The sequence below is a fragment of the Mesorhizobium sp. M0189 genome (genome assembly GCF_040322135.1).
Classification (GTDB): domain Bacteria; phylum Pseudomonadota; class Alphaproteobacteria; order Rhizobiales; family Rhizobiaceae; genus Mesorhizobium.
On sequence record NZ_JAMYSW010000009.1, the window covers coordinates 173,210 to 191,057 of the forward strand.

General features: G+C 62.7%; 23 protein-coding genes. 16 read left to right on the top strand and 7 right to left on the bottom strand.

Translation table 11 applies throughout. The features are described 5' to 3' along the window. The first annotated feature begins 90 nt into the window (after window positions 1-90). Window positions 91-945 carry an extensin-like domain-containing protein gene (locus tag NKJ09_RS18530; RefSeq protein ID WP_352483136.1) on the top strand — a complete coding sequence of 285 codons (855 nt, stop codon included), beginning with the start codon at window positions 91-93 and terminating at the stop codon, window positions 943-945. 53 nt (window positions 946-998) lie between these two features. On the opposite strand, the gene NKJ09_RS18535 is transcribed toward NKJ09_RS18530, so the two are convergent. Continuing rightward, entirely contained in the window at window positions 999-1,718 is a 720-nt protein-coding gene (locus NKJ09_RS18535; RefSeq protein ID WP_352483135.1) for a gamma-glutamylcyclotransferase, read from the bottom strand. 117 nt (window positions 1,719-1,835) lie between these two features. Between NKJ09_RS18535 and NKJ09_RS18540 the strand changes: the two genes are divergently transcribed. Then, window positions 1,836-2,543 carry an LssY C-terminal domain-containing protein gene (locus tag NKJ09_RS18540; RefSeq protein WP_352494915.1) on the top strand — a complete coding sequence of 236 codons (708 nt, stop codon included), beginning with the start codon at window positions 1,836-1,838 and terminating at the stop codon, window positions 2,541-2,543. Window positions 2,544-2,587: 44 nt separating this feature from the next. Here the strand turns inward: NKJ09_RS18540 and NKJ09_RS18545 are convergent, their stop codons facing one another. Further along, window positions 2,588-3,607 (bottom strand): zinc-dependent alcohol dehydrogenase family protein, encoded by a 1,020-nt coding sequence (locus NKJ09_RS18545; protein WP_352494914.1) that lies wholly within the window; start codon window positions 3,605-3,607, stop codon window positions 2,588-2,590. Between the two features lie 126 nt (window positions 3,608-3,733). On the opposite strand from NKJ09_RS18545, the gene NKJ09_RS18550 reads away from it, so the two are divergent. The 3 genes from NKJ09_RS18550 (at window position 3,734) to NKJ09_RS18560 (ending at window position 6,738) form a co-directional block, all read left to right on the top strand. Next, window positions 3,734-4,648 carry a LysR family transcriptional regulator gene (locus tag NKJ09_RS18550; RefSeq protein ID WP_352494913.1) on the top strand — a complete coding sequence of 305 codons (915 nt, stop codon included), beginning with the start codon at window positions 3,734-3,736 and terminating at the stop codon, window positions 4,646-4,648. 190 nt (window positions 4,649-4,838) lie between these two features. Further along, window positions 4,839-6,149 carry a hemolysin family protein gene (locus NKJ09_RS18555; protein WP_023719122.1) on the top strand — a complete coding sequence of 437 codons (1,311 nt, stop codon included), beginning with the start codon at window positions 4,839-4,841 and terminating at the stop codon, window positions 6,147-6,149. 76 nt (window positions 6,150-6,225) lie between these two features. Continuing rightward, window positions 6,226-6,738, top strand: a complete 513-nt coding sequence (locus NKJ09_RS18560; RefSeq protein ID WP_352494912.1) for a class I SAM-dependent DNA methyltransferase — start codon at window positions 6,226-6,228, stop codon at window positions 6,736-6,738. 356 nt (window positions 6,739-7,094) lie between these two features. Here NKJ09_RS18560 and arr read toward each other — a convergent pair whose 3' ends face one another. After that, window positions 7,095-7,502 (bottom strand): NAD(+)--rifampin ADP-ribosyltransferase, encoded by a 408-nt coding sequence (arr, locus tag NKJ09_RS18565; RefSeq protein WP_502895871.1) that lies wholly within the window; start codon window positions 7,500-7,502, stop codon window positions 7,095-7,097. Window positions 7,503-7,701: 199 nt separating this feature from the next. On the opposite strand from arr, the gene NKJ09_RS18570 reads away from it, so the two are divergent. Next, complete coding sequence (locus NKJ09_RS18570) at window positions 7,702-7,995, top strand: hypothetical protein (protein ID WP_352494911.1); 294 nt, start codon at window positions 7,702-7,704, stop codon at window positions 7,993-7,995. A gap of 53 nt (window positions 7,996-8,048) precedes the next feature. Here NKJ09_RS18570 and NKJ09_RS18575 read toward each other — a convergent pair whose 3' ends face one another. Next, window positions 8,049-8,339 (bottom strand): hypothetical protein, encoded by a 291-nt coding sequence (locus NKJ09_RS18575; RefSeq protein ID WP_352494910.1) that lies wholly within the window; start codon window positions 8,337-8,339, stop codon window positions 8,049-8,051. Between the two features lie 189 nt (window positions 8,340-8,528). On the opposite strand from NKJ09_RS18575, the gene NKJ09_RS18580 reads away from it, so the two are divergent. The 3 genes from NKJ09_RS18580 to NKJ09_RS18590 are packed head-to-tail and all read left to right on the top strand — an operon-like array spanning window position 8,529 to window position 10,259. Next, on the top strand, window positions 8,529-9,371 hold the full coding sequence (locus NKJ09_RS18580) for an N-acyl homoserine lactonase family protein (protein ID WP_352494909.1): 843 nt from the start codon (window positions 8,529-8,531) through the stop codon (window positions 9,369-9,371). Continuing rightward, window positions 9,368-9,841: a MarR family winged helix-turn-helix transcriptional regulator gene (locus tag NKJ09_RS18585; RefSeq protein WP_023719127.1), complete on the top strand. Its 474-nt coding sequence runs from the start codon at window positions 9,368-9,370 to the stop codon at window positions 9,839-9,841. The genes NKJ09_RS18580 and NKJ09_RS18585 overlap by 4 nt, the downstream gene beginning before the upstream one ends. Window positions 9,842-9,848: 7 nt before the next feature. Beyond that, window positions 9,849-10,259: an SRPBCC family protein gene (locus NKJ09_RS18590; protein ID WP_023719128.1), complete on the top strand. Its 411-nt coding sequence runs from the start codon at window positions 9,849-9,851 to the stop codon at window positions 10,257-10,259. Window positions 10,260-10,317: 58 nt separating this feature from the next. Here the strand turns inward: NKJ09_RS18590 and NKJ09_RS18595 are convergent, their stop codons facing one another. Next, entirely contained in the window at window positions 10,318-10,641 is a 324-nt protein-coding gene (locus tag NKJ09_RS18595; protein WP_084642673.1) for a GFA family protein, read from the bottom strand. A gap of 159 nt (window positions 10,642-10,800) precedes the next feature. Here NKJ09_RS18595 and NKJ09_RS18600 point away from each other — a divergent pair, with 159 nt between their 5' ends. Next, window positions 10,801-12,846 (top strand): ABC transporter ATP-binding protein/permease, encoded by a 2,046-nt coding sequence (locus NKJ09_RS18600; protein ID WP_352494908.1) that lies wholly within the window; start codon window positions 10,801-10,803, stop codon window positions 12,844-12,846. Between the two features lie 41 nt (window positions 12,847-12,887). Here NKJ09_RS18600 and NKJ09_RS18605 read toward each other — a convergent pair whose 3' ends face one another. Beyond that, window positions 12,888-13,139: a hypothetical protein gene (locus tag NKJ09_RS18605; protein ID WP_156948077.1), complete on the bottom strand. Its 252-nt coding sequence runs from the start codon at window positions 13,137-13,139 to the stop codon at window positions 12,888-12,890. On the opposite strand from NKJ09_RS18605, the gene NKJ09_RS18610 reads away from it, so the two are divergent. Both NKJ09_RS18610 and NKJ09_RS18615 read left to right on the top strand, forming a co-directional pair. Beyond that, entirely contained in the window at window positions 13,132-13,605 is a 474-nt protein-coding gene (locus tag NKJ09_RS18610) for a VOC family protein (RefSeq protein WP_352483215.1), read from the top strand. The genes NKJ09_RS18605 and NKJ09_RS18610 overlap by 8 nt on opposite strands. 120 nt (window positions 13,606-13,725) lie before the next feature. Beyond that, a complete protein-coding gene (locus NKJ09_RS18615; RefSeq protein WP_023719131.1) occupies window positions 13,726-14,502 on the top strand; it encodes a class I SAM-dependent methyltransferase in 777 nt (258 codons plus the stop codon). Window positions 14,503-14,572: 70 nt separating this feature from the next. On the opposite strand, the gene NKJ09_RS18620 is transcribed toward NKJ09_RS18615, so the two are convergent. Next, window positions 14,573-15,457: a transcriptional regulator GcvA gene (locus NKJ09_RS18620; protein WP_352494906.1), complete on the bottom strand. Its 885-nt coding sequence runs from the start codon at window positions 15,455-15,457 to the stop codon at window positions 14,573-14,575. 192 nt (window positions 15,458-15,649) lie between these two features. Here NKJ09_RS18620 and NKJ09_RS18625 point away from each other — a divergent pair, with 192 nt between their 5' ends. From NKJ09_RS18625 to NKJ09_RS18640, 4 genes are all read left to right on the top strand, one after another. Continuing rightward, the gene (locus NKJ09_RS18625) at window positions 15,650-15,835 is read left to right on the top strand and encodes a DUF1127 domain-containing protein (RefSeq protein ID WP_352483125.1); all 186 of its coding nucleotides are present in this window, start codon (window positions 15,650-15,652) and stop codon (window positions 15,833-15,835) included. A gap of 72 nt (window positions 15,836-15,907) precedes the next feature. Then, window positions 15,908-16,393: a VOC family protein gene (locus NKJ09_RS18630; RefSeq protein WP_352483124.1), complete on the top strand. Its 486-nt coding sequence runs from the start codon at window positions 15,908-15,910 to the stop codon at window positions 16,391-16,393. Window positions 16,394-16,428: 35 nt separating this feature from the next. Next, window positions 16,429-17,157, top strand: a complete 729-nt coding sequence (locus NKJ09_RS18635; RefSeq protein WP_023719135.1) for an SDR family oxidoreductase — start codon at window positions 16,429-16,431, stop codon at window positions 17,155-17,157. Between the two features lie 238 nt (window positions 17,158-17,395). Beyond that, entirely contained in the window at window positions 17,396-17,830 is a 435-nt protein-coding gene (locus NKJ09_RS18640) for an FKBP-type peptidyl-prolyl cis-trans isomerase (RefSeq protein ID WP_352494904.1), read from the top strand. Window positions 17,831-17,848 lie beyond the last annotated feature (18 nt).

A 17,848-nucleotide genomic window follows, 5' to 3' on the forward strand; every position in this document is an offset into this window, starting at 1 on the left:
AATTTGGCCGCAGGCGTGAACGGCGCCGCTGATTTTTCCTTTACACTTCAGGTTTAGAGTCTGTGCCATCCAGGGACAGGGACCCTTCCGATGGCCGGGCTATTTGGCGCTGCGCTTGCCGCTGCGCGGCACACAGGACGCGCGCGCATGGCCGGCAGGCTTGCCGCCATGCTTGCCATTGCGGCGATCTCCGCCTGCAACACCGGCAGCGTATTGTCGCTGCAGCCGGCCGTCGATGTCGGCAGCCAGACCGCTGCCGTTCCGCCCAATTCCGACCCGCAAGATTCCGGCCCCCAAGATTCCGGCCCGGAATATTCCGGCATGCAGCGCCTCGTCCCGTCCAACCCCTATTTGACGGCCGCCTATCCGCGCTTGGACAACCCGATGTCGCCGGCCGAACAGATGCCGGCCGCAGAGATCGATTGCCGCAAGGAACTGAAGCGCCTCGGCGTCATCTACACCGACGTTGCGCCGATCCACGAAGGCCAGTGCGGCATCGACTATCCGGTCAAGGTCTCGGCCATCGGCAGCGTCGAGATGAAGCCGGCCGCGACGCTGACCTGCGACATGGCCGCCACCTTTGCCGGCTGGACCAGGAACGAACTCGTCCCGTCGGCCCGCTGGCGCTATTTTTCAGGCGTCAGGACCATCCACCAGGGCTCGAGCTATTCCTGCCGCAGGATTGCCGGCGAAGGTGTTTTGTCGGAACACGGCAAGGGCAATGCGCTCGACGTGATGAGCATCGAGCTCAACAATGGCGACGACATCGACGTCCGCAAGCCCGGCCTGTTCGCCTTCCGCACACGCGGCTTCCTCAACAATGTGCGCGCCGACGGCTGCCAGTACTTCACCACCGTGCTCGGCCCCGGCTACAATTACGATCACCGCAACCATTTCCATTTCGACATCAAGAACCGCAAGAACGGCTACCGCGCCTGCCGCTGACCGTTCCGGTTTTCAGATGAAATTGGAACAAGTATTTCGCGAGAGCGTCCGGATCAGCTGCGTTGCGTGCCGCCGGTGGAAGCCTTGATGTGCTGCGCGACCAGACCCTGGACGTGCCACAAGTTTCTGTCGCGGATTCCGCTTTCCTCGAGCATGCTGACGGTGCGGAACAGATACTGGGCGGACGAACCCCAATGTCCGGCTGCGCGCGCCAATGTCTGTGCCACCTGATCGAGCGGCAGCCGCCCGGCATAAGCCTTGCCGTCGGGCGCCGCGACGAATGCCAGGGCGCGTAGCGGACCATCGCTGGTCTCGACCCAGATCCAGCGCGGCACGTTGGTAGGCGGGTTGGCGTCGATCTCCCGTCGCATCAGCCGACCGAGTTGCCCGAAATGATCTTCTGCCGGAAGTCTGTAGACAACGCCTTTGCAGCTGCCGCCACGGTCCAAAGCCAGCATCAAGGCCGGAACATCACGGGTTCCCCGCCAGCGGGTCAGCTTCATGCAGAACGAGCGGTGCCACCCTGGCGCCGTGGCCGGGCGCTGCTCGACATAGTCGAATTCGGGATTCCAGATCAGCGAGCCGTAGGCAAAGACCCAGAGCATTTCGGGCCGGTATTTCAGCAGCAGTTGCTCGACAAGACCATCGAACTCCGCGTCGGTGTGCTCTGTCGTCCCGGGCTCGGGGCCGGGGTCGGGCTCGACACGTTCGACCAGCGCGACAAGGTCGGCGGTCAACGCCATGGCAGTGCCGCGCGCCGGTTTGCCCTTCATCACGCCCTCATTCGTGCTAGCCGGTTCTACGCCATTTCATGCTACGATAGACCGGCTGCGCGCCGCTTGCCAAGGATTTCGACGGCCTGACGGGCCTGCCAATTCGAGCGCCAATGCATGAGCCAACGAAGCCTTCGACGACGTGCAACGACCTGGCTGGTGGCATGCTGTGCCGCTTATCTTTCGCTCGCCTATTTCGCCGCGCCTGAGTTCTGGACGTTGCGGGACCGCAATTTTCGCAGCCGGCAATTCGAGATGGTGACGCACACGCCGCAAGGCATTCTGGGCGATCCGATCAATGTCGGCCTTGTCGGCACCAGGAAGGAGCTTGTCCATGCTTTTGCCGTCGCCGGCTGGGATACGGCAGACGCGATCACGCTGAAGACCGCGATCGAGATCGGCGAAAGCGTGCTGTTTAACCGCCCCTATCCCGATGCGCCGGTCAGCCGGCTGCTGTTCGAAGGCCGCGCCCAGGACCTCGCCTTCGAAAAACCGGTCGGCGCCAGCGCCGACCGGCGCCACCACGTCCGCTTCTGGCAGACCGATGCGACCGGCGACGACGGCCGGCCGCTTTGGCTGGGCTCGGCAAGCTTCGATCGCGGCGTTGGCCTCAGCCACGATACCGGCGCGATCACCCATCACATCGGCCCCGACATCGACGCCGAGCGCGACGAGTTGATGCGCGACCTCGCCGCTGCCGGCATACTGATCTCGACCAGCCAGATACCAGGCGTCGGCGCCACAAAGGCCGGGCGCAACGGCGAAGGCGATCCCTATTTCACGGACGGCAAGGCCATTGTCGGCGTGCTGCTGCAACTGCCGTAGGCGCCATCAGCCTTCCCGTCTGACAGCCATTTTCGTCGACGAGGTCAGGGCACGGCGATCACGATCTTGCCGAACGGTCCCGTCTCCAATCGCTCAAATGCCTGCGGCACCTCGTCGAAGCCAAACACCTTGTCGATCACCGGCTTGATCGCAAGCGTCTCGATCGCCTGGTTCATCCGCTCGAAAGCGCGGCGGTGGCCGATCGATATGCCCTGTACGACGATCCGGTTGCGCAGGAACGGAATGATCGGGAAACTAAGCTCCATGCTGCCGAGAAGGCCGATGAGCGACAGCCTGCCGTCGGCGCCCAGCGCATTGAGCGAGTGCCGCGCATTGTCGCCGCCGACCATTTCCAGCACATGCCTGACGCCGGCCCCGTTTGTCAGTTCGCGCGCCGCCTCGTCCCACGCCGGCTGGCTGCGATAGTTTATTCCTCGCCAGGCGCCGAGCGCCTTCGCCCGTTCGAGCTTCTCGTCGCTGCTCGAGGTGACGATGGCGCGCAGGCCGAAGGCGGTCGCGAACTGCAGCGCAAACAGCGACACGCCGCCGGTGCCCTGGATGAGAACGGTTTCGCCCGGGATCGGCTTGGCCGCCTCGACCAGCGCGAACCACGCCGTCAGCGCCGCGATCGGCAGCGTCGATGCCTCGACGTCGCTGAGCGACGGCGGCGCCGCCACGGCGGCATCCTCATGAAACAGCACATGCTCGGACAACGTGCCGGGCAGCGACGAACCCAACGTGTACTTGTGCAGTACGGGCGGGGCGTCGCCGTCCGGCCAGTCGGCGATCACTTGGCCGAGCACGCGCTGCCCGATGCCGAAGCGGCTGACTTTGCTGCCGGTAGCGACCACTTCGCCTACCGCATCCGACGTCGGCACGAACGGAAAGCTGAGGTCGGGTATCAGCACGCCATCGACGATCATCCTGTCCTTGTAATTCAGCGATACCGCTGTGACGCGCACCAGCAGGTCATGCGGCCCGGGTTCGGGCAGCTTTCCCTCAGCCGGCTTCAGCCTGGACAGGCCGAAACCGTTCATCTGCCAGGATTTGTTTTCGGTGCTCATTTGGTTCGCGCTCCGCGGTTGATGGCTGCGCGGACATTTACGGCGTTTCACTATGGAGAAAAGCGCTTCCATGTGGCATGTTTCGCAACAGATTAATGAGTGAAACTCTACAATAGGAGCGCTTCATTGGAATCGGCCAATCTGCAGGGCATCGTCGCATTCGTTCATACCGTGGAGGCCGGCAGCTTCACCGGCGCCGCTGTCCGGCTGCATGTCACGAAATCGGCGGTCGGCAAGTCGATCGCACAGCTGGAACAGCGATTGGGCGTTCGCCTGCTCAACCGTACCACCCGTAGCCTCAGCCCAACCAGCGAGGGCCTAAGCTACTATGAAGCCTGCGTCAGGGCGCTGGCCGAGATCGAAGCCGCCCAGTCACTGCTCGCTTCCCGCAAGCAGGTGCCTTCCGGGCGGCTGCGCGTCGACCTGCCTCTGGCTTTCGGCCGGCGATGCGTCGCCCCGGTGCTGTTCGACATTTCCAAAAAATTCCCGGATCTGACGATGGAAATCTCGTTCAACGACCGGCGCGTCGACCTGATCGAGGAAGGCATCGATCTAGCGGTGCGCATGGGCGATCTCGACGACAGCCTTTCGATCGCCGCGCGCCGCATCTATGCCCAGCGTTCGGGCATCGTCGCCGCCCCCGCCTATCTCGACGCCCATGGCAGGCCGCAATCGATCGAGGATCTCGCCAGGCACAGCCTCATCGGCTACGGCCGCGACGGCGCTGTCCATCCCTGGACCGTCAGGCATGCCGACGGCCCTCTCGAAAAATTCGCGCCCAAGGCGCGGCTGGTGCTCGGCCACGGCGAACCGATGCTCGATGCGGTACTGGCCGGCTGCGGCATCGTCTTTCTGCCGACATGGCTGACGGCCGACAGCATCAGGCGCGGTGAGCTCGAAATGGTTCTGTCGGACTGTCTTGTCGAAAATACCGTGGTGCATGCCATCTGGCCGGTAACACGCAACCTCGCGCCAAAGGTGCGCGTCGTCGTCGACACCCTGATCGAGCATTTTTCCGCGCCGCCCTGGGATGCCGCTTGATTGCTCCGCCGGCTAGTTGAAAAGACAAAGGGCCATTGCTTAAGGTTTGCGCTGCCAGGGCGGCGCCGACTTCGACAATTGATAACCTCCAAGACGAATTGGGCATTATCTTTTCTGCCTGAAGCGATTGCCCTGAAAAATCGCAACCGTCCTATTTTCGAAAACCGCGTGGCAATGCTATGGACCCGGCATGCTTTATGCTGAAATTGCCATCGTGGTCGTCCTCATCTGTGTGAACGGCCTTCTGTCGATGTCCGAGCTCGCCATCGTCTCGTCGCGGCCGGCGCGCCTCAAGGCGATGATCGACCGCAACGTCAAGGGCGCTGGCCGGGCTCTGGCGCTCGGCGCCAATCCGGGAAAATTCCTGTCCTCGGTGCAGATCGGCATCACTTTGGTCGGCGTCTTGTCCGGCGCCTTTTCCGGCGCCACGCTTGGCGAGCGGTTGGCCACCTTCCTGGCGTCGGCCGGTATCCGCGAAAGCCTCGCCGACCCGCTCGGCGTCGGCATCGTCGTCGCCCTAATCACCTATGGCTCGCTGATCATCGGCGAACTGGTGCCTAAGCAGATCGCCTTGCGCGACCCCGAACGGGTCGCCGTCAGGGTCGCTCCGGCAATGACCATCCTCGCCAGCTTCTCGGCGCCGCTGGTCTTCCTGCTCGACTTTTCCGGCCGTGCCCTCCTGTGGCTGCTTGGCCAGCGCGGCCAGAGCGAGGAGAAGGTCACCGACGAGGAGATCAAGATGCTGGTCGCCGAGGCCGAGCACCACGGCACCATCGAATCCGACGAACGCCGCATGATCGCGGGCGTCATGCGGCTCGGCGACCGTGCCGTGCGCGCGGTGATGACGCCGCGCACCGAGGTCGACTGGATCAATTTGCAAGCCGACGAGGCCGCCATCAGGAAGCTGCTGATGGATACCCAGCATTCGCGCCTGCCGGCCGGCGACGGCGGCGTCGACGCCATGATTGGTGTCGTCCAGACCCGCGACGTGCTGGCCGCGATGCTGGGCGGCCGCGCCCTGGACCCGCGCCGGCACGTGCGCACCGCCCCGATCGTGCATGACCAGGCCGACGCGCTGGATGTGCTTGCGACGCTGAAGGAATCCGACGTGCCCATGGCGCTGGTGCACGACGAATACGGCCATTTCGAAGGCATCGTCACCCCAGCCGACATACTGGAAGCGATCACCGGCGTCTTCCGCTCGGACCTCGATGCCGGCGACGAGGAAAACGCCGTCAAGCGCGAGGACGGCTCATGGCTGCTCGCCGGCTACATGCAGGCCGACGAGATGGCGGAGGTTCTCCGCATCGACCTGCCCGAGAACCGCGACTACGAAACCGTCGCCGGCTATGTGCTGTCGCATATGCACCATCTGCCGGCGACCGGCGAATGCGTCGACGCGCAAGGCTGGCGCTTCGAGGTCGTCGACCTCGACGGCCGCCGCATCGACAAGCTCATCGCCACCCGACTGCCCGGCGCCCACCGCGAGGTCGTGCGGTAACGATCGACGCGACTTATGGGCTATATGCTCGCGGCGCCACCGCTCGCACAATCAAAGTTGATTGGGAATACCGCCTATGGTCGACCACCTTTTCGCCGACCCATATCTCGCTGCCGTCTACGATGCCTGGCACCCGAGATCTGCGCGCGACGACTATGATTTCTACCTGCCCCGCATTCTAACAGCAGACGCGGTGCTTGATGTCGGATGTGGAACGGGCACCCTCCTTCACGAGGCACGCCTGGCCGGACATTCAGGGCGGCTCTGCGGCATCGACCCAGCACCCGGCGTGTTGAATCGCGCACGAACGCGCACGGATATCGAATGGGTCCTCGGCGATCTCCAATCGGCCGGCTGGACAGCCGAGTTTGATCTCATTGTGATGACGGGGCATGCATTCCAGGCCCTTGTCAGCGACGAAGACCTGCGGGATTTGATGGCGGCTGCGCGACAGGCCCTTGTGCCAGGCGGATGCTTCGCGTTCGAGACGCGGAACCCTTCTGTGCGGGCGTGGGAGCGCTGGACACCGAAAATGCGGTCGTCGTTGAGCTACCTGACGGGTCTCTGGTGCAGATCACAACAGAGGTGATCATGCCGTTCGATGGACAGACGGTGACATTCACCCACAGGTTCGGCGGAAAGCATCCGAGCCTTCCGCAAGTTAGTCGCAGCACCTTGCGATTCCTCGACACGGACGCCTTATCGAGCCTGCTGGGGAACGCGGGGCTACGGATCGAACAGCAATTCGGCGGCTTTGACGGCAGCCCACTTGGCCCTTCGAGCCCCGAGATCATCACGTTCGCGACGAGATGAAAAGGAGCATCCGCTCTCCAACCTGCAAGGAACGACAACTCGCGGACCCATTGCGGACGTGGAGCCGTATTTCGCGGCGACTGCCGCCGACCGTAGGTCAGAGCCAAGCTTGGCAATCGCAGGATTTAGCGATCAATCGATTGCCTCGATGCCTTGCGCCTTCAGCCGTTCGATATGGTCCTTCATCTCTTTCAGCCGCTCGGGGGAGTGGCCCTGCCACTCGGCGACCTCGCCCGTGATCCTGAGCGGCTCACGGGAGCGATAGGACTGCGTCGGATTGCCGGGAAATTTCTTGCCCGTAAGATTGGGGTCGTCCATGATCGGGCCGGTTGGCTCCACGATATAGACCCTTTCCCGTCCGTCACCAGCGGCCAGCTCTGCACCCCAGATGGCCGCATCCAGAGTGCCGGTCAGATAGACCCAGGCTGCCTGCTTTCTCGCGCCGTAATTGGAGCTGTAGCCGGCTTCTATCAGGTCTCCCGGTTTAAGGTCGACCCGGGTGCCGTGGTAGAATTGGCGTGCGTTGTCGGGGGCTGTCATCGGCTCGCTACCCATCCTCGCTGTCTCAGGCATCATGGTGCCGTGGTGCGCACTATTTCATGCACGTCACCAAATCAAGCATCTGGCCGTGCGGTTATCGGCTCCCGACACCCATTCCGGTTATGCCGCCCGATGCACGCTATCGGTCGGCTGCCGGTGCAGGTATTATCGGCGCCCTGTACGTTGCTAGGGTGGAAAAATGGATCTGCAAACCTTCAGGGATTCGATTGCGAAACCACAGCCGCCGGACGGTTTGAGCCCTGCCCTGCAGGCGCTGTGGTGGGATGCAAAGGGCGATTGGGCTAAGGCGCACGAGTGCGCGCAGCGGCGCGACGATACTGCGGGCATGCACGTGCATGCCTATCTCCACCGCAAGGAAGGCGACCAGTCGAATGCCGAATATTGGTATCGCCGCTGCAACGCCGCGCCATCGACCTTAAGTCTTGACGAGGAATGGGAAGAGTTGGCGCGTGCACTTTTAGGGCAAAGCTGACGCCTGCTCGGCCCCTCGCAAAATAGCCGGTCCTGCAACCACTTGCCGGGGCTTCAGCTGGCGCCCTGTGGCATGTCCCTGCCGTTCCATTCCGCAGTGCGCGCCCGCGCCTCTTCGGCGATCAGCTTGAACTCCCGCATCTTCGCAGCCTCGATGGCGAATGCGCTGCTTGGCAGGACGCCGGGGTCCTCCTGACTGTTCTGAAACTGAAAACGGGCCTCCAGCTCGGCCCATATTCGCTCGGGTGCCGTATCCTTGCTGGCAAGCAGTGCGACGACCAGCGCCAAAGTCTCGCGCTGGGCGTTCAGCCGCCCTTCGATCTCTTCATTCGGCAATTCGGACATGCGGGTCGCTTCCAGTTTCTGGCTCAACGGCAAAATCGCACCCTTGTTCCGGAATTCAGCGCCTGCGCGGTCGGGCTGAGCGGCAGATGCTCGCGATCGCTGTCGCGCTGATCTTTTCTCCTCCGTTCTATTGACTCCTCAATATATGACGTGTCATACGATGACATATCATCTAATGGAGAGGAAAAAATGAAAGTACATGCCATCCGGACCGGGTCGGTCCGCATCAAGACGGCCCAGATCGAAGGACGCGGCCATGGGCTTGCCAGCATCTTTGCCGACAGGAACTGGTCCGGCTGGTTGCCGACCTTCGCCTGGGCCATCGAGCATGACGAAGGCGTCATTGTTGTCGACACTGGACAGGCGGCGCATCTGCTGAACGGGCACGGACGCTCGCTGCATCCGTTCTTTCGCTGGGAAGTGCACTTTCGTATCGAGCCGGAAGAAGAGATCGGGCCGCAGCTGCGTGGCCTGGGCATCGGGCCGCGCGACGTCAAACGGGTGGTGCTCACGCATCTGCACATGGACCACGATGCGGGCTTGGTGCATTTTCCCCATAGCCAGATACTCGCCGCCCCCAGTGAGATCGACACGGCGTCGGGTTTCATGGGAATGCTCCGCGGCTACCTGCCGCAGCGCTGGCCCGACTGGTTCAACCCCATACGGCTCGAGCTCGACGATGGACCGTTCGGCCAATTTGCGGCGAGCAAGCGCTTGACCAAAGCGGGCGACGTCGTGGCGATCGCAACTCCTGGTCACACTGCCGGTCATCTTTCGGTGCTGGTGGAGGATGGCGACGCAACGCTCTTTCTCGCCGGCGACACGTCTTACAACCAGGCACTGATGCTTGCCGGCAAGGTGGACGGCGTGGGACCCGATACAAAAATTGCCGCCGCCACCCTGCGAGCCGTCCGGCACCTCGCCGAGCAGCAGCCGACGATCTATCTGCCGACCCATGATCCGGAGAGCGCCGTGCGGCTGGCGACGCGTCAGCTGGTGACCGCCCCGGTCGAACTGGGAGCGGCGGCATGAAACCAGAAGAGGAGCTCCGATTCCTCATTCTCGGCGCCCAGCGCGAAGGCAACAGGCTGCTTACCGACTTGCTCTCGCCGCTTGGCGTCACCCCTTCCCAGGCTGAAGTCATCAGCTGCCTGAAGGCCGGCGGACCAATGTCGCTCAATGCTGTTGGCAAGCTGCTGGTCTGCGAGACCGGCAGTCCCAGCCGGCTGGTAAGCACGCTGGTCGAGCGGGCGCTCGTCGTCAGGCGGGAAAACTCCGACGATCGCCGGCAGGTGGAGCTCGAACTGACACAGGAGGGGCACCGGCTCGCCGCCGAAATCCGGCAGGTCGAATCCCGGCTTTACGGATGGCTGGGCCAGCGGCTCACGCCGAACGAGGTCACAACCGCCGTCGGGCTGCTGCGAGTTCTGGTCGCCGGAACAGCCGCCGGCAACGCAATCGCCCGGCGCGATGGGCCATCATCCGATCTCCCGAAGGAATAAGTCACAAATGTTCGACATATCAATCGAGATCGACAGGCCTGCCCAGACCGTCTTCCGTCATATCGAGGATATTGAAGCGGCTCCGGCCTGGTACTCGGCTGTGCAGTCCGTAGCCAAGCTCACGGCCGGCCCGGTCGGGCGGGTCCTCGAAAACATCGTGGAGGTCACCGAGTTCGAAGTCGATGCACTGCTGACTTTGTCCAGCTTGAGCGGGCCGACGCCATTCACCTACCGCTTTCGGCTGGCGCCGACAGGCCACAGAACGCATCTCCACCTCGAGGGTTCGATTACCGGAAAAGGGCTTCCCGGGCCGATGGCGCTTCTCGCGCCGCTCGCGTCCAGCTTCTTCGAACGCGGCATGCGAATAAATCTTGAGAGCCTGAAGCGAATTGTCGAGACTGCTCGTCCAGCAGAGTGATCCCTGAAGTTCTGTTGCAACTCTGTGCCAGCGTCTGCACGCATCGCCATTTCGCTCCTCAAGCGACCTTGGGCAAGCCTTCCAAACAAAGCCATTTATGTTTCCTGTCAGGCCAGTGGAGCGTTGCCGGGGCCGGAAAATGCGGGTCCTCCAGACAGCCGACCGAGACCGACAGCGCATCCTTCAATCCTTCTGCCCGCATGAAAACGACCGATCCGCAAATGGTGCAGAATGTCTGCTCCAACCATTGTCCCGACGACCAGGTTCTGCGCCAGAATCTGGTCTCCCCTTTCTGTCCGACGAGGGCCGCGTCGGCGTAGATGGCCCGGTACGAAAACGCCGTCCCGGTGCATCGCTGACACTCCAGCCAACTGCACGCGATGCGCCTGCCGGCGGAGCTGCGTCGCGGTCACAGGAGCCGATGCAGGAGCGAGGCCGCTAGGGCAGCCGGCAATCATGAGCGAAACCCAGGCGCTGTTGGCAGCTGACCATCTCAAGCGGACGCTATGAAACCTTCTGATTTTTAAGCCGTTATCGCCGGATGCCCGAGGCTAGATTCAAGCCGAAATCGGTTGACGCCGCCCAATTGCGCGATGCCGAGAGGTCGCGCCACGAGAAACACTCGACTGTCGAAGCCGCGTCCGAGGTCGTCGGCGAGGCCGCGCCGCCGCCGGATTTCATCGAACCCGATCCGGAGCTGACACCCGAAGAGGCTGAGCAGGCGCGCAAGAGGTACCTGCTGAAGCGTTTCTGGATCAGCGCGCGCGGTTACTGGGGCAGCATTGGCGATAGGCTCGCTTGGCCATGCACGATCGGGCTGTTGGTCCTGATCGTCACCAATGTCGGCTTCCAGTATGGGATCAATGCCTGGAATCGCGCAATTTTCGACGCCATTGAGCAACGCAACGCCCATACCGTATATCGGCTGAGCGCCGTTTTCGTGCCGCTCGTGCTCGGAAGCACAAGCCTTGTGGTGGCACAAGTCTTCTTTCGTATGACGATACAGCGCCGCTGGCGCTCCTGGCTCACCACCGCAGTCATCGCGCGTTGGCTCGCAAGTGGCCGCTACTATCAGCTGAACCTCGTCGGCGGCGACCACAGCAATCCCGAAGCCCGCATCGCCGAGGATTTGCGGATTGCCACAGAATCGCCCGTCGATTTCATTGCCGGTGTCATCGTCGCATTTCTGTCGGCCTCGACCTTCATCGTGGTGCTGTGGACGATCGGCGGCGCCTTGACCCTGCCGATTGCAGGTTCGACCGTCACCATTCCCGGCTTCCTGGTCGTCACCGCGGTAATCTATGCCGCAATCACGTCCACCTCGATGGCGGTCATCGGCCGCCATTTCGTCCACCTCTCCGAGGAAAAAAACCAGGCGGAAGCTGAGTTCCGCTACACGCTGACGCGCGTGCGGGAAAACGGCGAGAGTATCGCATTGCTCGGCGGCGAGGAGGAGGAGCGCAGCGGCATGGACAAGACATTCGCCCATGTGCTCAGGCAGTGGGCGCTCCTTGCAGGCCAGCACATGCGCACAGCGCTGGTGTCGCAGGGGTCGAGCCTGTTTGCGCCGGTCGTGCCGGTTCTGCTTTGCGCTCCAAAGTTTCTCGAAGGCAGCATGACACTTGGACAGGTAATGCAGGCTGCCTCGGCCTTTGCCATCGTGCAGGGCGCGTTCGGATGGCTGGTCGACAACTACCCCCGTCTCGCTGATTGGAATGCCTGTGCACGGCGCATCGCCTCGCTGATGATGTCGCTCGACGGGCTCGAGCGGGCGGAACAGAGCAACACCCTTGGACGCATTAAGCGCGGCGAAACCGAAGGCGATGCGATGCTTGGGCTGAACAATCTCTCCGTGTCGCTCGACGACGGTACCGCCGTGGTCAAGGAAACCGAGGTCGTGATCAAACCAGCCGAGCGGGTGCTCGTTGCCGGCGAATCCGGCTCAGGCAAGAGCACGCTGGTGCGGGCCGTCGCAGGCCTGTGGCCGTGGGGTAGCGGCAGCGTCAACATCCACGCCGACAGACGGTTGTTCATGTTGCCGCAACGGCCTTACATCCCCACCGGGACGCTTCGCCGCGCAGTCGCCTATCCAGGCGCCGCCGACAACTGGACGCTGAAAAAGATCAAGGCGGCTCTCGACAAGGTGGGACTCGATTATCTCAACGCCAAGATCGAAGAGGACGCGCCATGGGACCAGACCTTGTCGGGTGGCGAAAAGCAGCGGCTCGCCTTCGCGCGTCTTCTGCTGCACAGCCCCGATATCATAGTGCTGGATGAAGCAACCTCAGCACTTGATGAGAAGAGCCAGGACAAGATGATGGAGATGATCATTCGCGAATTGCCGAAGGTCACCATCATCAGCGTAGCGCATCGCGCCGAGCTGGAAACCTTTCATAGCCGCAAGATCACGTTGGAGCGTCGCGAGGGCGGCGCAAAGCTTGTCAGCGATATCGATCTCGTCCCGCGCAAGGGCAGACGGAACTTGCTTGTGCGCCTCCTGAGGCACCGGGGCGCCCAACCGAAAGCCAGCACGCCCTTGAGCAAAGCGGCGCTGCCCCAAACAAAGCTGCCCCAGACAAAAAAGTGAAGGCCACCGGTCGGGACCCGGCGGACCATCGCCCGTTCGAGTCACTGCCCACATCTGGTCTTAAAAGTGCCAGCCGTGATACCTTGATGCCGTGCAGGTGTTGCTGTCGGAACGTCAGATGGCACGAGCGCATTCCATTTTCGTAGTGCAACGCCGAGGCTGGCTGTGCAAAAGCCCGGATTGACTTCAAGGCCCGGGTTGATTTCAAAAGCCCAGGTTGTTTCCAAAAGCCCAGGTTGATCAAAAGCCCAGGTTGATTCAAAAGCAAAGGGACCAGCAATGACAATCGCCAAGAACACGATCTGCCTTTGGTATGACAAGGACGCCGAGGCTGCGGCCCGCTTCTATGCCGAGACTTTCCCCGACAGCTTGGTGAAATCCGTCCACCGCGCTCCCAGCGACTACCCGTCCGGCAAGGCGGGCGACGTGCTGACGGTCGAGTTCACGGTCGCCGGCATCCCCTGCCTCGGCCTCAATGGCGGTCCCGCGTTCAAACACAACGAAGCCTTCTCCTTCCAGATCGCCACCGACGATCAGCAGGAGACCGACCGCTACTGGAACGCCATCGTCGGCAATGGCGGCCAGGAAAGTGCCTGCGGTTGGTGCAAGGACAAATGGGGCATCTCCTGGCAAATCACGCCGCGCGTTCTGACCGAGGCGATGGCTGCCGGCGGCGACGAAGCAAAGCGCGCATTCGAGGCGATGATGGAGATGAAGAAAATCGACGTTGCCGCGATCGAGGCAGCGCGGCGCGGCTGATAGTGCTGGGGTGACCCGAAGCAGAAGTCGGTGCATCACCCGGCTGAGGAGATCATTGACAAGATCAGAGCGGAGCGGCTGGGAATGCCGCCGTGCCCATCATGTCCAGGCAGGCGTGCGATGGTGTTGAACTGCGCCGAGTTTTACGACGCCGAGCTGCGACGGCACAACGAGGTCTTCAGGGCTGCCGTCAAGGCGGGAACGCGTGATCGCGTGCTCGATATCGGATGCGGCTCGGGACAATCTTCTCGCGATGCTGCCCGCGTCGCGGTGGAAGGCAGCGTGCTCGGGGTGGACGTATCGGCCGAGATGCTCGAGTTCGCCCGGAGGCGTAGCGCGGACGAGGGATTGCGAAACGTCGCCTTCGAGCGCGGCAATGCGCAATTGCTGGCGTTTCCGCCTGCCGGCTTCGATCTGTGCATCAGTCGCTTTGGCGTGATGTTCTTTGCCGATCCGGCGGCGGCGTTCGCCAATATCGGCCGGGCGATGCGACCAGGGGCACGTCTTGTGTGGATGGTATGGCAGGGCCAGGACCGCAACGAGTGGGCGACTGCCATTCAGCGGGCGATTGCGCCGGGGACCGCCATATCGGCAGCCGCCGCCACCCCGTTTTCGCTCGGTGACCCCGTCATCACCGCGGAGGTCTTGCGTGCGTCCGGTTTTGTTTCGGTCGACTTTGCCGAAGTGCATGAACCGGTTTTCTATGGCCTGGACGTCGACGCGGCTTATGACGCTTTGCTTGGCCTGCAACTGGTGAAGGATCCGCTGGCTAGCGCGGATGTGGATGTCGCTGCGGCGCTGCGGCGGTTGCGCGAACTGCTCGACGCGCGCTTGACCGCGGACGGCGTGCTTTTCGACTCGCGTGCCTGGATCATCACCGCAGTTCGGGCGAGCTGATAGTAGCGGTTTTTCGGACATTGATCTGTAGGCGAACTGTCCCCTCGGCTCGGCCTTCCCGTCACCCCATTTACGGCGTGACTTCCGAAAGCAGCCAATCCCGAAAAGCCTTGACTTTGCGCTGACGGATCGCCGCTGGCGGGTAGACGAGATAGAAGCTGGAGGGGGATTTCAGGGCGTGGCCGAAGGGCCGGACAAGTCGCCCGGCGGCAAGGTCGGCTGCAACGAGCATGGTCCGGCCCAGCACCACCCCTTCGCCTTGTGCTGCCGACTCCATGGCAAAGGTGGCAGAGTCGAAGGTAATCCCGCTCTGCGGGTCCACGCCCTCGACCCCGGCGCTTGCGAGCCAGGTCGCCCAGTCGATCGGAAAGCTGTCACGGATCAGCGTGTGATGTTTGAGATCCTGAGGCGTGCGGAGCGGATGTGCACCCTCAAGAAGCTTTGGGCTGCACACTGGAAACACCTCCTCGCCGGTCAAGAACTCTGACGTGAGCCCCGGATAATTTCCGCTGCCATAGCGGACCGCGACATCGATGCCGTCGCCGAGGAAATTGGTCAGCTTCCCGCTCGTCGAAACCCGCACATCGATGTCGCCATGCGCGCGGTGAAAGCGATAGAGGCGTGGCACCAGCCATCTCCCCGCGAAGCCATCGGAGGTACTGACGTTCAGTGTCGAGCTCGAATAGCGGGCCGTTGCTGCAGCGGTGGCGGCGGCCAACTGGTCGAGCACCTCGCGCACCGCCCGCGCATAGGGCTCGCCGACGGCGGTCAGGCTCACCGAACGCGTACCGCGCTCGAACAGCTGCACACCGAGCTGATCCTCAAGGTTCTTGATCGCCCGGCTGATGGCGCCGTGGGTGACATGAAGTTCCTCTGCCGCCTTGGAGAAACTCAACAGGCGCGCCGCGGCCTCGTAGCTCGGCAAGGTGGTGAGGGGAGGCAGCTTCCGGGGCATGATTCGATACCTGCATGTGTGAGCGTTGCTCACATACTGTCGCCGATAAGTCGTTTGTCGTCCAGACCGGAAGACGGCATGTTTGCTCACGTAATCAGTCATCCGCCGCCGCTGCAAGAGGCAAGTCTGATGTGACTGACACTCTCGCTGACGAAAGTCGCGGGGCAACCGCCCACATCCACGGAGAGCACCATGAGCGCCAAACGAGTTGAACCCATCGTCGACGTCCTGACCGGCATGGCCGGCCGCATCCTCGCCTCGAGCAGCCGGCGCCGGACCGAGCGGCTGATTGCACGCTTCTCGACCCGCCGGCTCGAAGACCTCGGGTTTGCCCGCGACTGGGACGGCTCGATCTATCGGCAGTCGGACCGCCGCTAGCCTGAACGAAAGTAACGGCGGACAGGTTCTTCGCGAAAGATCGCTGTCGCAAGGAATTAACGGAGAACGGACATGGCCACCATCCATCCATTCCTCTGGTTCAACACCGACGCCAAGGAGGCCCGCGATTTCTATCTCTCGGTCTTCAAGAACGGCAAAGTGCTCGAGACGATCGAATACACCGACTGGGTGTCCGGAACCAACAAGACGGTCCCGCATGCCACCTTCGATTTCGAGCTCGAGGGACTGCACCTTACAGCGCTCAACGCCGGGCCGCAGCCGCCCTTCAACGAGCGGCTCTCGCTCTACATCGAGACCAAGGACCAGGCCGAGACCGACTACTACTATGAGGCGCTCACCGCCGGCGGCGGCAGGGAACAACCCTGCGGCTGGCTCACTGACAAGTTCGGCGTCTATTGGCAGGTCATCCCGGAAATCCTGCCGCGGCTCAGTGCCGATCCGGATCGCGAAAAGGCCAACCGCGTCCGGCAGGCGATGTATGGGATGCGCAAGATCATCATCGCCGACCTCGAAGCCGCCTACGCCGGCAAGGCTTGACCCTCACCTACATCGCAAACGAATGGAGACCTCCCGTGACATCGCTCGTGGACAGGAAAGTCATCGTCGTCGGAGGCAGTTCCGGCATCGGTCTTGGCGTCGCGGAAGCTGCGCTCAACAGCGGAGCCAAGGTCGTGATCGTCGGGCGGTCGCACGAGAAACTGCAGGCCGCCGAACGGGCGCTCAATGCGGGTAATCGCGTGACAAGCTTGGTCGCCGACATGACCGACGAAGCGGGCGTCGCTCGCCTGTTCGACAAAGTCGGTGCGTTCGATCACCTCGTATCGACAGCCGGAACACTGCCGCCCGGCGACCCCATCGAGCGCGCCGACATGGAGGCGGTGCGGCGCTTCGTCGACAACAAGCTGATTGGCGCCGTCATGCTCGCCAAGCACGCGGTGCGCACCCTGAGGGCCGACGGCTCCATGACCTTCACGTCGGGTATCAACAAGGACAAGCCGCCGGTGCCGGGAGGCTCAGTCGTCGCGGCGATTGCCGGCTCATTCAGCTACTTCGCCCGCGCCCTGGCGCTCGAACTGGGCCCGACGCGCGTCAATGTCGTGTCGCCCGGATGGGTCGACACACCGATGTGGGACATCGTTGGAGAAGCCAAATCCGGCTTCTTTGCCGACATGGCTGCCCGGTTGCCATCGAGAAAAATTCCGACCGCTGCGGACGTCGCCGCCGCCTACCTCTACCTCATGGAAAGTGACTTCACGACCGGCGAGACAATCCGCATCGATGGCGGCCATAACCTGATCTAGCCGCCATTTGCACGGCGCCTGAATGGGTTGAGGCGGCATGACCGCTAGTCCGGCGCACTCCTGCCGAAGGTGGCGAGCGCCGGCGGCGTCATACCGGCGTAGCTCAATCGGGGTTTACATCGGCAGCCAGGCACCTAGTGTTAACGTTTCGCGCCGTGCACTTTGAGTGCGTGGATGATCGAGGACGGGACCGTGAGCTCTGGCCGGCCCCTCAAAACCTTCCAAAAGGATGACTACCATGACACAGGCCAAGAATGGCGACACCGTGCGCATCAATTACAATGGACGCCTGGCAGACGGCACCCAATTCGATTCTTCCGGCAGCGAACCGCTGCAATTCACGCTGGGTGAAGGACAAGTGATCCCCGGTCTTGAAACCCATGTCGAGGGCATGGAGGTGGGCGCGAAAAGCACCGTGACTGTTCCCGCCGAGGCCGCCTATGGCCCCCACCGCCCCGAAGCGGTGATGACCGTTGACCGCGCCCGCGTACCAGACAACATCAACGTCGATATCGGCACTCGATTGCAGGTCAGAACCCCAGAAGGGCGCCCCATGCCGGTAACAGTCGTCGGCGTGGACGACGCCAGCGTCAAGCTCGACGGCAATCATCCGTTGGCCGGGCGGGATCTGGTGTTCGACGTTGAACTGGTCGAGATCGTTCAGGCGGCGTAGGGCACGGTCAAGGCCGTG